This is a genomic window from Peribacillus simplex (assembly GCF_001542915.1).
Classification (GTDB): Bacteria; Bacillota; Bacilli; order Bacillales; family DSM-1321; genus Peribacillus; species Peribacillus simplex_B.
The window spans coordinates 653,552-667,263 of the sequence record NZ_LNNH01000012.1 but is presented as its reverse complement, the minus strand read 5'-3'; the positions used below and the strand labels follow the sequence as shown (position 1 = coordinate 667,263).

14 protein-coding genes are annotated in these 13,712 nt (G+C 40.4%); 7 read left to right on the top strand and 7 right to left on the bottom strand.

The genetic code is table 11. The features are described from left to right. Positions 1 to 454 precede the first annotated feature (454 nt). The 5 genes from AS888_RS08270 to AS888_RS08250 form a co-directional block, all read right to left on the bottom strand. Positions 455 to 1,129 carry a hypothetical protein gene (locus AS888_RS08270; protein ID WP_061141665.1) on the bottom strand — a complete coding sequence of 225 codons (675 nt, stop codon included), beginning with the start codon at positions 1,127 to 1,129 and terminating at the stop codon, positions 455 to 457. A 233-nt stretch (positions 1,130 to 1,362) separates the two neighbouring features. Continuing rightward, complete coding sequence (locus AS888_RS08265) at positions 1,363 to 1,656, bottom strand: putative quinol monooxygenase (protein WP_061141664.1); 294 nt, start codon at positions 1,654 to 1,656, stop codon at positions 1,363 to 1,365. 48 nt (positions 1,657 to 1,704) lie between these two features. Beyond that, positions 1,705 to 2,343: a nitroreductase family protein gene (locus AS888_RS08260; protein ID WP_061141663.1), complete on the bottom strand. Its 639-nt coding sequence runs from the start codon at positions 2,341 to 2,343 to the stop codon at positions 1,705 to 1,707. Between the two features lie 45 nt (positions 2,344 to 2,388). After that, the gene (locus AS888_RS08255) at positions 2,389 to 2,775 is read right to left on the bottom strand and encodes a MarR family winged helix-turn-helix transcriptional regulator (RefSeq protein ID WP_061141841.1); all 387 of its coding nucleotides are present in this window, start codon (positions 2,773 to 2,775) and stop codon (positions 2,389 to 2,391) included. A gap of 267 nt (positions 2,776 to 3,042) precedes the next feature. Next, a complete protein-coding gene (locus tag AS888_RS08250) occupies positions 3,043 to 4,779 on the bottom strand; it encodes a methyl-accepting chemotaxis protein (protein ID WP_061141662.1) in 1,737 nt (578 codons plus the stop codon). A 456-nt stretch (positions 4,780 to 5,235) separates the two neighbouring features. Between AS888_RS08250 and AS888_RS08245 the strand changes: the two genes are divergently transcribed. The 3 genes from AS888_RS08245 to AS888_RS08235 all read left to right on the top strand — a co-directional run bounded on the left by AS888_RS08245 (position 5,236) and on the right by AS888_RS08235 (position 7,829). Continuing rightward, the gene (locus tag AS888_RS08245; protein WP_061141661.1) at positions 5,236 to 6,135 is read left to right on the top strand and encodes an ABC transporter ATP-binding protein; all 900 of its coding nucleotides are present in this window, start codon (positions 5,236 to 5,238) and stop codon (positions 6,133 to 6,135) included. Next, the gene (locus AS888_RS08240; protein ID WP_061141660.1) at positions 6,128 to 7,378 is read left to right on the top strand and encodes an ABC transporter permease; all 1,251 of its coding nucleotides are present in this window, start codon (positions 6,128 to 6,130) and stop codon (positions 7,376 to 7,378) included. The genes AS888_RS08245 and AS888_RS08240 overlap by 8 nt, the downstream gene beginning before the upstream one ends. 148 nt (positions 7,379 to 7,526) lie before the next feature. Then, a complete protein-coding gene (locus AS888_RS08235) occupies positions 7,527 to 7,829 on the top strand; it encodes a hypothetical protein (RefSeq protein WP_061141659.1) in 303 nt (100 codons plus the stop codon). Between the two features lie 687 nt (positions 7,830 to 8,516). Here AS888_RS08235 and AS888_RS08225 read toward each other — a convergent pair. Then, a complete protein-coding gene (locus AS888_RS08225) occupies positions 8,517 to 9,434 on the bottom strand; it encodes an AraC family transcriptional regulator (protein ID WP_061141657.1) in 918 nt (305 codons plus the stop codon). Positions 9,435 to 10,171: 737 nt separating this feature from the next. Between AS888_RS08225 and AS888_RS08220 the strand changes: the two genes are divergently transcribed. Next, positions 10,172 to 11,023: an aldo/keto reductase gene (locus tag AS888_RS08220; RefSeq protein ID WP_061141656.1), complete on the top strand. Its 852-nt coding sequence runs from the start codon at positions 10,172 to 10,174 to the stop codon at positions 11,021 to 11,023. Between the two features lie 374 nt (positions 11,024 to 11,397). Next, positions 11,398 to 11,658: a hypothetical protein gene (locus AS888_RS08215; protein WP_061141655.1), complete on the top strand. Its 261-nt coding sequence runs from the start codon at positions 11,398 to 11,400 to the stop codon at positions 11,656 to 11,658. A gap of 73 nt (positions 11,659 to 11,731) precedes the next feature. On the opposite strand, the gene AS888_RS08210 is transcribed toward AS888_RS08215, so the two are convergent. Continuing rightward, positions 11,732 to 12,178: a c-type cytochrome gene (locus tag AS888_RS08210; RefSeq protein ID WP_061141654.1), complete on the bottom strand. Its 447-nt coding sequence runs from the start codon at positions 12,176 to 12,178 to the stop codon at positions 11,732 to 11,734. 284 nt (positions 12,179 to 12,462) lie between these two features. Here AS888_RS08210 and AS888_RS08205 point away from each other — a divergent pair, with 284 nt between their 5' ends. Both AS888_RS08205 and AS888_RS08200 read left to right on the top strand, forming a co-directional pair. Continuing rightward, positions 12,463 to 12,672 carry a twin-arginine translocase TatA/TatE family subunit gene (locus tag AS888_RS08205; protein ID WP_061141653.1) on the top strand — a complete coding sequence of 70 codons (210 nt, stop codon included), beginning with the start codon at positions 12,463 to 12,465 and terminating at the stop codon, positions 12,670 to 12,672. 275 nt (positions 12,673 to 12,947) lie between these two features. Continuing rightward, complete coding sequence (locus AS888_RS08200) at positions 12,948 to 13,709, top strand: gluconate 2-dehydrogenase subunit 3 family protein (RefSeq protein ID WP_061141652.1); 762 nt, start codon at positions 12,948 to 12,950, stop codon at positions 13,707 to 13,709. The last annotated feature ends 3 nt before the right edge of the window (positions 13,710 to 13,712 follow it).

Here is a 13,712-nt window from a genome sequence, read left to right as displayed (position 1 = left end):
TCACCAAGTCATAAATGAAAGTGAAGTCAATGGCAGCCTCCATTTTACGAACCAAATGGTTCGGTGGCACCAGTTGATCTAAAGTAATCATTTCAAGTTGTTTTCGCTGAATAGAATCATGTTTAGAAAGCATCCTCATCACCTCAAGTTTTTATACTTCAATCTTAAAACAAAAATGACTCCAGTCAAAAGTGTTCTATCTAAAAGGTAAAACAAAGTTGATTGGAACGGAAGGTACGAGACTCCTGCGGGAAAAGCGCGTCTAGGGGAGACCCCGCAGGCAAAGCCGAGGAGGCTCCCCGACCGCCCGCGGAAAGCGAGTGCCTGGAGTGGAAATCAACGTCTAAATTGTACAGGCCATAAAAATAGACAAACTCGATTTTCATCGAGTTTGTCTACAGTCTGAAAGAAGCCTATTATACATATAAAAGGCTTCTTTTTGCTTCGTTCTCTGTTAACCTCGCCACGAGGGCTTGTAATTTTGAGGGGCTAATTTATAGTGTGTAAGCCACAATAAACATATAAAAATCAACTCAAATGCATTCGTGAGTGCCGAACTCGGTAAGGGGATAGGGATGGCGCTGCCGCCTACCATGATCAAGACCCCTAAAAGCATCCAAATCCAACGAGTTCTCAGGAAGATGTTGATGCTTATCACCAATAGTACAAGGGTTACTACAAGCACCATGAGAGGCGGACCAGAAGATCCCTCGCTAACATATCTTAAAACGCCATACTCGCGGACAGGTACAAAGGTTTTATGCATATTTTCGATACATTCATAGATGATGAGTCCTGCCGTAAGGCAAAGGAAAAAATAGAAAACGGCAATTTTCTTTGTAAAAGGAATATCGATTCTTTTTGCCATTCCCCAACCAAACAGAATCAATGTCGGTGTGATAAATCCGTGAATCCAGAAACGGGAGATATTGAGCATCTCAAGCATAGGTCCATCATTAATGAATTTCCCGGAAGCGATGATGATATTGTCCACAAAGAGTGCGAGCGTAACGAAGAGGAGAGAGCTTGAAAGGGAAAAATGGCTATCATGCCGTCGCATGAGGGTAATGCCCATTAGAAAAAGAATGATGTAAATGAGTGAAAAACAAAAATACAGAATGGTATCCAAATATATGTCCCCTTTACTGGTTTAGGTTCATTTCTTTCATTATAACGAAATCCGCTGTCAGGAAAAAGGAAAATACCCTGTCTTAAAAACGAACGTAACGAGCAATAATAGAACAGGAAGGGGGGAAGGGGGATGTCCGTCATCCATAAAAAAACTGATGATCCAGCGTGTGCTGGTTCATCAGTCTTTTTTATTAACGTGATATCAGTAAAAGCAGGCCATTCGTTTTGGGATTATTTCAAAGGCTGCCCTTCAAAAGCTTTAACATCCAAAGGAGCGGTGAGGAATTCTTTAGCTTTCCCGACAAATGAAGTGAAGTGCTCACTTGAGTTATGGCTAGCAACAGCTTGCTTATCTTCCCAAATCTCAACCATTGTAAATTGATTGTCGTTCTCTGTGTCTTTGTGAAGGTTGTAAGAAACATTACCGCTTTCCGCTCTTGAAGATTCGATAAGTGGTTGAATCTCAGCTAGAAATGCATCTTGTTTGGCTGGGTTGATATTGAATACGGCATGAATGATAATCATGTAAGTTCATCCTCTCTTTTTTCAAGCATCTTAAAAAAATTCAATCCATTACTTCCACTGAGCGACTTTATCAATTGGAAGGCGAACGGAGGCGTGCCCGCCATCAGCTGCTTTCCCAATGGAGATAAGCATGACTGGTACATAGCGTTCTTTGTCCATTCCAAAGGCTTCTGCAATTTTGTCCTTTTCATAGCCGCCAATCGGATTCGTATCATATCCAAAGGCTCTTGCCGCTAGCATTAGTTGCATGGACACCAGACCGCCATCAACCAATACGACTTCTTTCATTTCTTCAGTCGAGATTCTTTCGTAATATCCAGCAAAAGAGGTCAGGATATTTTCTTTTACTTCCAAAGGCATATGTCCCATTTCGACAGCTTTGCCGTAGATTTCCTCGGCGTTTTCAAAATTGTTCAGATCACCAAAAACAGCAATCACTGCGGAAGATGTTTCGACCTGAGTTTGGTTAAAGCGGGCAAGGGGGGCAAGTGTCGCTTTCCCCTCAGGGCTGTCTATGACCAAGAAGCGCCATGGTTGCATATTTACTGAAGAAGGGGCAAGTGTCGCTATTGTCAGGATTTCCTCCATTTCAGCGCGGGTTATTTTGACAGTCGTGTCATATTTTTTTATCGAGCGGCGACCTGTAAGTATTTCATTGAAGTCATTTGTAATTTGTGCAGTAGTCATTGATGAAAATCTCCTTTTATCCGTTTTTTTGTAAGGAAGCAGGCATCATACTTCACTTATATTATTTTGAATCCGTATGAGCATTTCCGTTAACTCTTTACGTTCCGTTTCATTGAAATCTTTAAGCATTAACGTGACGAAACGAGCCTTTTCAGCCTGGGAAGCGATGATTTGTTGACGACCGGGATCTGAAAGGGAAACGAGCGTGAATCGATTATCATCCGGATCTTTACGCCTTGTGATCATCCCAGTCGCTTCAAGTTGTTTTAAATGCCGGGTAATCGCAGCACCGTCAATTTTGACCTCTTTTTGAAGAGCTGTTTGACTCATTTCATTCACTTGATAAAGCTGATATAAAATATCATGTCTTGATTGACTGATACCCATACAACTCTCGAATTTTGAACTTATCTGCTTGTTAAGGCAGTTCATCTTATATAAAATAAGCGATTCATTGGAACATGAAGAATTCGTCAATAAACATCCTCTTTTCTTAATTGATAGGTCAATGATTGATGCATCAATTAATATACTATAACCAAAAAAATAAAGCAAGTACTTATGTTGTAACTATTTTTGCCTACCATTGTACCTTCTTATGTATTTATCTGAAAAAGCCATGAACAGAGACCAAAAGGGATTCTGCTTTAAAAGCAAAATCCCTTTTCCAATGCCATAGGAGCATGGCGGATCAATAGGTTAAGCCTTAAACTGTTCGACAGATTTTTCCAGACCGTTAGCGAGCTTTACCATCGAAGTGGTCGAGAATGAGATGTCTTCCATGGATTTTGCTTGCTGATCGGTTGAAAGTGCCACTTGCTGTGATACCTCAGCTGTTTCCTTAGTTAGAGCGGCAAAATTTTCAATCGAAGCATTGATTTCCTGAGAACCTGCAGCCATTTGCTCCGTTATGGCGGATATCTCCTGAATCTGATCACTAACATGCTCATAAGATTTTATCGTCTCATTAAATGTTTCCCTTGTATTCAGGACAACCTTCGTTCCTTCTTCGACCTCTTTCGTACCCGTTTCCATCATGGCCACTGAGTTATTGATGATCGATTTAAAATGAAGCAGGGATTCTTGGATATTGGTAGCAGATTCCTTGGTGCCTTCCGCTAATTTTCGCACCTCATTCGATACGACGGCAAAACCTTTCCCATGTTCACCAGCCCTAGCACTTTCAATCGCTGCATTTAGTGCCAGCAAGTTTGTTTGCTCTGCTATCCCCGTAATTAAATGGACGATATTCACGATTTCGTTTGCTTGTTCGTCCAGTTTCTTTATTTCTGAACTTGCTTGCAGCATCACATCTTTTACTTGTATGATTTGATTGGAGAGTCCATTTAAATCTTTATTTCCATTGGACATTTGGATGGACACCTGATTTGTTTGTTCGCTGACTTCTGACGACGCTTCGGCAATTTTTTGAATCCCTATGGTCATTTCCTCTATGACCCTTGATGATTCTTCACTCCTGTGCAATTGCACTTCCGTAGCTCCCGCAACTTGTTGAATGCCTTTCACGATATATTGTGTGGACGTGTCCATTTCACTAATTTTGTGTTCGATATCACTTGACGCTTCCAATAGCTGTAGTGATGAGCTTTTCATCGAATGGACAATCGATATCGTGTTGTTGGTCATTTCTGCGAATGCTTTCACTAAAACGTTGATCTCGTCATTACCCTTTACCTTCGTATGGCTAATCAGTTGATTGGCTGCGATTAAATCCCCATCGGCAATTTCCTTTGCAGCCATGCTGACCTTTTGAAGTGGCTTTAACTTTCTGGTCAAGTACCATATTAAAGCTCCCACAACGATTGCTATCAGGATTACATTGATGATGATCGTTAGAGGAAGGATTCCTCCCAGAACCTTGCTGGCTGTAGAATCCACTTTGCTCGCATCAATATCCACCCCTAATATCCCAATGACCTCATTTCCTTGTTTTATTGGAACGAAAACGGATAAATAGTCACCGTACTCAGGATCATGAACTATCGAAGTGGTAGAAACCTTTCCCTTCATTACGCTTTTTACATCAGAATATGCAGTGGCAGTTGTAGTAGTTAAGATGGGAGCTGCCTTTTCATCTTCCTTACTCATTCCATCGATCAGAATATGGACCTTTTTGCTTTTCTCGTCAATCCCTAATGTATATACATATAACGCTCCCGTTTTTTGCTTATAGTCATGTAACTGTTCCCGGATTTTCCAATATGCTTGCGTTTCTGTTTGATTGCCTAGAAACTCCGCATAATCCGTTTGATTTATGCCTTGGGCGATGGTCCTTGCCGTGTCCAAGCTGCTCATGGCTATCGTTTTCTCGACCGTATCATTTGTACTCTTATACATTAAAAGTAAACTTCCGATTAATGTAATGACCATCCCTGCTAACAGAACGAGACCTATTTTCGTACTAAGTTTATTCATCTTTGTTACTCCTTCTCGAAGTGATAAGTTATCCATGTATATATCGGAAGCAATGAAAGGGATTTAAAGAGAGCATAGGAAAACAAATATATTTTACCTATCCATTAACTTGAATTTAAAAATGACCAGAAGTTAGGCATCAGTTTTTTCCTTTTTCATTCTTTTGTTCGGCAGTACGACAGAAAAGGAAATTACTTATGAGGCAACAAGACATCACAACTTTCATGAATCAAAAACATGTTATCCTTGATGATCAGCGGAATGGATCTATATGATGGTTGAAAAAAATTGATAATGGTGGCTCTATGATCCGGGAGTCTAACGAGACATTGTTTGTATGACTTTGCATATAATCAAAGGGGAAAAGAAGGTATCGGACTTGTGAAGAAGGTTGAACTTGGAAAACATTTCCGTTAACATGTTATTGTGAGAGTCATATAAAAAGGGGGTTGCCCATTGAGTCTGCAAATCAATGAAGTTACGAAAAAATTCGGGGAGTTCACGGCTGTCAATCAGCTTGATTTAAAGATTCCCGAGAAAGAAATGTTTGGTTTTTTAGGCGGAAACGGAGCCGGGAAAACGACCACATTCCGGATGGTATTGGGATTGCTTGATCCCACTGAAGGAGAAGTGACCTGGAAGGGTAAGAAAATTGATTATACGACCAGTTCATTGATTGGTTACCTGCCTGAGGAACGCGGCTTGTATCCAAAGCTGAAGGTGCGCGATCAAATCGTCTATCTGGCAAGATTGAGAGGAATGAACAAACGGGATGCATTGAAAGAGTTGGAGTATTGGCTTGATCGCTTTATGGTTCCGGAATACATCGATAAGCGGGTCGAGGAGCTCTCCAAGGGAAATCAGCAAAAAATCCAGCTGATTGCATCCATGATCCATAAGCCCGAGTTGCTTATCCTTGACGAACCGTTTAGCGGACTGGACCCGGTGAATGTGGAAATATTGAAGAAGGCAGTCATCGATCTGAGGGATAATGGGACGACGATTGTATTCTCAAGCCATCGGATGGAGCATGTGGAAGAGATGTGTGAGCATCTTTGCATCATGCATAAAGGATCTCCGGTCGTTGCCGGGAAACTAAAAGAAATCAAACGTTCTTTTGGTAAAAAGAATGTGTCAATCAAAGCTGATTTTGATTTATCTTTCTTGGATACTTACGCTGGCGTAACGAAAGTTAAAAATACGATGGAAGGAAAGGTCCTTCAGGTCACAGGGGAAGATATTGCTGAGAACATGATCCGTGATCTTGTTCCAAAAGGATTCGTTCGAAAGTTCGAATTGGAGGAACCATCGCTGACGGATATTTTCATTGAAAAAGTAGGTGCAGTCTATGAATAAATTTTGGATTGTTCTTTCTCATACATATCTATCAAAATTAAAAACGAAATCATTTATCATTTCCACCATCATCATGATGGCCCTGATTCTTGTCCTGTCGAATATTTCCAAGCTGATTGATGCATTCGGCGATGATGAAACGCAAAAGGTGGCCGTCATCGACCAGACTGAAGATCGCTTATTCGATCCTTATAAAAAAGCCGTAAAAGGCATGAGCGAAGACCTTTCGATCATTTCTGCCCAGAATGAAAAGGAAGCGGAGAAGCTGGTAAGTGCAGATGAAATTATAGGCTATCTTTTAATCGAGAAGGAAGATCGCCTCGGCTTCAGGGGGACATATAAAGCGAATCAAATTTCAGATTCAAAGGTAAGCAATGATTTGCTTCTGGCACTTACCCAGCTGAAAAGCCAAATAACTGCGGATGATTTGAAATTGACAGATCAGCAAATCAGCCAATTGAATACACCGCCTGCTTTTGAAACGATTGCGCTTCAGGAAAATGCAAAAACCGAAGAAGACCTAGATCAAGCCCGCGGTCTTGTTTATGTGCTCTTGTTCGTCATTTATTTCGGTGTACTGATGTATGCAACGATGATAGCAATGGAAGTGGCCACTGAAAAAACATCACGAGTCATGGAAATCCTGATTTCAAGTGTCCCGCCAGTGACGCAGATGTTTGCCAAAATCATGGGCATCGCATTGCTTAGCCTTACCCAAATGATTTTATTTTTTGGCGTCGGTTATGTATCGATCAAACAAAACTTGGCAAGTATGGATGAAGGATTCTTTTCCTTTCTTGGTTTTGGTAACACGAAAATTTCAACCATCATTTATGCAATCATCTTCGCTTTGCTCGGCTACCTCCTATACGCGACGCTTGCGGCCTGTCTAGGATCGGTCGTCAGCAAAATAGAAGATGTTCAACAAATGATTTCACCGATGACCATGTTAGTTGTCATTGCCTTTTTGATTGCGATGTTCGGGCTCGGAAATCCATCGGCAAGTTATATCACCTTTACATCATTCATTCCATTTTTCACCCCAATGATCATGTTTCTGCGTGTAGGCATGCTCGATGTACCATTCTGGGAAATTGCCCTCAGCATCGCCATGATGATCATCACCATTGTTTTGCTAGGTATCATCGGGGCAAAAATCTATCGGGGTGGCGTCTTGATGTACGGAAGCTCAAAATCTCTGAAAAGCATCAAAAATGCCCTGCAATTATCAAAGAAAAATTAACGGCAAGCCTGGATTTTCCGTTTTCTTCGAGGAAATCCAGGCTTTATATAAATGGCCCATTCATAAAAGACGTCTGCGAACACAATCGATATTTTTGAATTCATAGCTAACGAATGTTAAGGCAACCATGATTGGAAGTGTATATTAGATGAACAATCCGATACCTTTGGCAATCGCTTCAGAAGCTTTTCTTTTGCTATCCTTCTTCATTATGTATGTATCTACCGGGAAATCCAAAAAGACCTTGATAATTGTACTCAGCATCATCGGAGGAGCGCCGCTTTTATATTTTGTCATAGACGATATGAACAGCAATTATGCAGATGCAAATATAGGGCTGGGCCTTGCTTTTATGTTTACCTGGTTATATAGCGCCATAGCGTTTATCATTGCAATCATTCTTCTAGTAGTAAAAAAGAAAGCGGATCATGATATTCCGAAAGAACCGTGATCAGCGCTTTTAGGAAATGATTCATGCAGGGACTACATGAAAAATGCAGTCCCTGCATTTTTATATTTGTGAAAGCAATAATATAGGAAAGATGAAGGAAAAGGACCTTAGTCATATTTCAACATATTCCAAAAAATTTTTTATCAGTCGGTATTGGCTTTGGTTTTCCAAATAAATGCCACCGACCATAGGAATTGTTCTGAGTTGATGGTGCAACGCATAGTGCACTGTATGATATCCCGGAATATGTAGGGTTAGCTGTACCTAAATTAACGGATTTCTTTAATCAGGAGCTTTAAGAATAAAAAAAGCTCGGAATGATGAAATGGTACCGCTGCAGGGCAGTAACGTTATATAAGGGTGTGCCCCTGCAGGTCCTTACCTATAATGAAATGTGCTGTACGCTTATACCTTCTAATACCCATTTTATGTTTGCCGATATGTTGAATTGGCTGACACTTTATCTGATTGGCCAAGTTTCGCTAGTTAGAGAGCCCGCCTTTATTTTTATACGATCCTCCATTAGATTTATCCGTAATCAATCTAACTCGAATTTATTAGAGAATGGCCACCAGCTGAATATGGAGAAATTCTTTGAGAAGATAACATGAAAAGCCTTACTAGGGAAAGCGGATAGTAAGGCTTTTTATTACTCGAGTTCCGGTTATTATTGTTGAGCAAGGGACATTATGCGTTTATTTTTTGATTATTCTTCTCTTTCAGACGCTTAATATCTTCTCTAGGCGGAAATCCAAACATCCTGGAATATTCACGGCTGAATTGCGATGGGCTTTCATATCCCACCCGAAAAGCAACATCAGCTGCGTCTGTCGATTCGGATAATAACAAGTGCCTGGCTTCCTGCAGTCTTAGTTGTTTTTGGAACTGGATCGGACTCATCGCCGTGACTTCTTTAAAGTGTCTATGGAGCGAGGATACGCTCATGCTTGCTATATCTGCAAGATCCTCGATTCGAAAAGACTGTTTATAGTGATGCATGATATGTTCGATTGCGTCTCTAATTCGATAGGTAGAGCTTCCTTCCATTGCCATCTGCCCTAGTGTCGCTCCATGTGGACCTTGAAGAACCCTATAGAGAATTTCCTGCTTGAACAAAGGCGCAAGCACTGGAATATCCTTAGGGTTATCCAGCAAACAAACTAATCTAAGCACAGCATCCAACATGGTCGAGTCTAAAGGGCTGACAAACATTGCCCTATTGGCACTTTTTTTCGGATCAGCCTGAAATTCAGCATTCCCTAATACGGCTAAGATTTGACTTGGTGTAAATTCAAGTTTGAAAGCCAGATAAGGAGCATCGGGGGAGGCTTCTATAACTTGTGCGGTAACCGGCAAATCAACAGATGCAACAAGGTAATCGGCAGAACTGTATGTATAGCGATCCTGGGCCAGTGATACCACCTTCTTACCTTGGACGATAATGCATAGGGAAGGATTGTAAACTCCATAATTCGGTCCGATGGCAGTGGATTGACGACTGAAAAATAAAGAAGGAATAGCAGTTGAGTGGGTACCATCCCGACCTGAATGGCTCTCAATCAGTTTAGCAAGTTTACCCTGCCCTTGATAAATTTGTTTGGACATAATAATAAGGTCCTCCTTGTTCCTCTATGATCTGATAGCAATTATAAGGCATATCTTCCTGTGATGTAAGTGTAACTGAGAGGATTAGGCAATCATTTGAGTCGAATGGGATACCGGTTGCTTTTTCAGCTGTTGCATAATAAGGATGCAGGTAAGTAATATAACCATTTAAAGCGATAAGAATGCAAAGAAGGGGGAGATGGTTAACCGCTAAAGGATACTCGGCTACGGTATTTTCATGGAACAAGATCTATCATACGAGGAGCGGTGTTATGAAAATTTTAATTTTAGGCGCTAATGATCAAATAGCCCGTAGCCTAACAAATGAATTGCTAAATAAAACGGATTATTCTATCATTTTTTATGCAAAAGCGGTCATTAGCTTTTAACTATCATTGATGATAGCTGCGAAGTTTTATTTGCTGGGATTTTAAAGACAGAGATAAACTGATATTAAGACATATTGAAGATGGATGATCATGCCGCATTTATTAGCTCTGCCTTTGACGGTATTTCCACCTCGCTTCTAGCCGGAGTAGAATCAAGCAAATCAAGTGGTCGAACTGATGTGGAATAATGAAGCAGGGGGAAGATGTAATGACCTTAATTACTCGCAAGATAAATGAATTGTATCCATTTCGGTGAGCGCTTGGGGATTGAACGGATTGAGTTCGGATAGCACCAAAGGAGAGAAGATAAATAACTGACATTTACTATGAAAAACAGGAGGATATAATATGCAAAAAGTAATGTTAAACAATGGTGTTGAGATGCCTATACTAGGTTTTGGTGTTTTTCAAATGACCGATCCAAAGGAATGTGAACAAGCCGTATATGATGCCCTTATGGCAGGATATCGCTTGATTGACACGGCTGCGTCTTATTTAAATGAAAAGGAGGTCGGCTCGGCCATCAAACGAAGCGGCGTTCCAAGAGAGGAGCTATTCATTACGACAAAACTCTGGGTTCAAGATGCTGGTTACGAGAATACAAAGAAAGCATTCGCAAACTCACTGGAAAGATTGCAATTGGATTATCTGGATTTGTATTTAATTCATCAGCCATTTGGTGATGTCTATGGCTCTTGGCGTGCGATGGAGCAATTGTATCGTGAGGGAAAAATCAAGGCAATCGGTGTTAGTAACTTCTACCCAGACCGTCTAGTCGATTTAATTACACATAATGAAGTGGTCCCGGCTGTAAACCAGGTTGAAACCAATCCTTTCTGCCAGCAAATAGAAAGCGCTAAACTTATGGAAGAAAATAGGGTTCAAATCGAATCCTGGGCGCCTTTTGCAGAAGGTAAAAATGACATCTTCCAAAATGAAGTGTTGGTATGCATTGCTCAAACGCATAATAAATCTGTTGCTCAAGTAATTTTACGTTGGCTGACACAGAGAGGCGTCGTGGTGATTCCTAAGTCTGTTCGCAAAGAAAGAATCCTTGAGAACTTTACTATCTTTGACTTTGAATTAAGCCAAGGGGATATGGAAAAGATTGCGACGTTAGATACGAATGAGAGCTTGTTCTTCTCACATAGAGATCCTGAAATGGTAAAATCACTCAGTTCCCGTAAACTTGATATATAAATATTGATATCAACCGGATCACTCGTAGCTAGATCGAATAGAAACAATAAAGACGTTTGGTTTTTAAGTAAAAAAGAGGGCCTTAATGCTGTTTGTTCATACATGCGCTTCCGAGTTAGTCCTGGAAATTCGATACGTTGATATTGCAGAAGATCAATAAAAGCCCTTCTCGAGTGAGAGGGGATTTGTTGTTAATCTTTTTTATATTACCCCAAAAGTACAAGCGGGCAAGCCTCCTCATATTAAGAAACAATTAACTAACGGCACCCGATTTAAACATGTGATTATTAGAAATTACCTCCAATTTCTATTTTGCATAAAAAAATCCGCATGAAGTACTATATGAAGACAAGATGGTTTTTAAGGAGGAAGAAATGAGCGAACATGTTAAAGGCGAATTATCATTATTTACCGAGTTTATTATGTCATTATTATTTACAGCCTGCCTTGCAATTTTTCTTTCGAAGTTCACCGATACTTTTCCATGGCTTGCCTTCATCGGAATTTCATTAGGTCTTGCTATCATAATTTTCTGTTGGGAAAAAAAGAAGCACCAATGGCCTCTTTTTATTATAGGCTTATTATTGAACACCCTGGTGTGGTCCATCGTTTTGAATTGGTCTTCATTTTTCTGAATATAAAACATATAACCGTTTAATTCATGTTTCATGGAATCGGCTATTATGTTTTTTTTATATTCTATTCTATTCATTTTTTCTTTGACAGCCACTCTGCCACGATTGCAGCTTCTTCGTTGGAAATAACCCCAGCCGGCATGCCGTTTTTACCATTATTGATAATATCTTCTATTTCACTTTTGTCATATTTTGCACCAACTTTATTTATAGCTGGACCCGCTCCTCCTTGTAGATTTTCGCCGTGACATGATATACAGCTATTATTTACAATCTCTTCTGCACCAGCCGAAGTACCCTGTGTGCCCCCATCTGGGCTTGGTGATGGTGAAGGTTGCTGTCCTTTGTAAAAAAATAGTAAAAACACGAAACATCCTGCAAGAACAACACTGACTCCAGAGGTAAGCCAAATTTTTTTCATAAATGCCTCCCTATTTAAGTATGTAGAGTTAAAAACGTTTGAAATATGATTTTTTTCATTCTCATAGAATTCATTTTGGGCTGTATTTAACTTGAACATCCATGGTTCCTATTTATTATTCCTATCTTTCCCAAAAAAATATTATTGTATGACTCGATTTTTCTAATGGGCAGGATTCATTCTTATAAATCTAGTTACTATCATTCTAATTGGTAATTATAGGTATAAAAATGAGCCGTTCTGTGAATATATGTATAAAGGATAATAAGACACTCTCCTTACCATCCGTTTATTGCGGAGATGGGAACGTTATCGTTCTCCGGTAAGGCTACATAATGAATTTACCAGGAAATGCTGCTGATGCTTAAAAGGGAGGGTTGAGGATGTTTCAAAATATTGGGATTCCAGGCTTGGTTGTCATGCTTATCATCGCACTGGTGATTTTCGGTCCGAAAAAACTACCTGAAATTGGACGGGCATTTGGACGGACTTTCTCGGAATTCAAGAGCGCAACAAGTGGATTGATATCCGATGCCGATAAATCGGAAGAAAAACCTCCTGAACCGCCGATTGATGAAAAGAAGAAGGGATAAATCAGGTCATTCATAATATACTGCTGGTCATTGTCCTGGACGGATCTGTCCGCTAGTCAGTGGGATAGTGCTGTCTTTGACAAGGATGGGAATTCTCGATCCAATGAAATTGGCAAGGCGAGAGCAAAGGATCTTTTTTCCTTGGTAGTCGTGTCTATTATGATCACTCCTCCAGATTATCCCACCGCTCGTCCTTTATGGATGGAGTGTTACTAAATCCATCATCATCTATAAGATAAGGTCATTCACACCTTTATTCAGATAGGAGTTTTTTTATGTCGGACAATGAAAAAAGTCAAATAGAAAAACGGGGCAGTACCAGACGTACCTTTTTAAAGAATTCCGGATTAGCGGTCGGTGGCCTCATTTTAGGGGGCGCCGTGGGAAGCATATTTGATGGGAATTCTGATAGTGATGTGAAAACAGAACAAAAGAATCAAACTCAAGGCAATAATCCGAATGAAGCCTTGATGTTTTTTTATCCAGAAGAATATCAGACGACAGCGGCAGCTGCTGAGCGCATATTTCCAAAGGATGAAACGGGACCCGGGGCGCTGGAATTGAATGCGGCGATATACATTGACCATCAACTTAACAGTGGATGGGGCGTAAATGAAAAAGATTATAAGCTTGGACCCTATTATAAGCCAGAGCCAACACAAGGTGAACAGGTTAAACTTTACCGAAAGGATTTGTTCAGGCTAGGCTTAAAAGAATTGAATGCCTATAGTAACAAAAACTATCAAAAGAAATTTACGGATTTGGACGCTACTGGACAGGATGAAGTTTTGGCTGCGTTTGAGAAAGGCGAAGCGAGTTCACTTTCTGGCGTATCTTCATCGGCATTTTTCCAATTGTTAAGAACTCTGACTATTGAAGGGGTTTATGCCGATCCATTGTACGGAGGAAATAAGGAGATGCTTGGTTGGCAGATGCGGAAATACCCTGGTTCTCGAATGGGGTATACAAAGGAAATCCAAAGCAAGGATTTTGTAAAGCTAGATCCAAATAGCCTTCAGAGTCATATGAAGCATTAATCT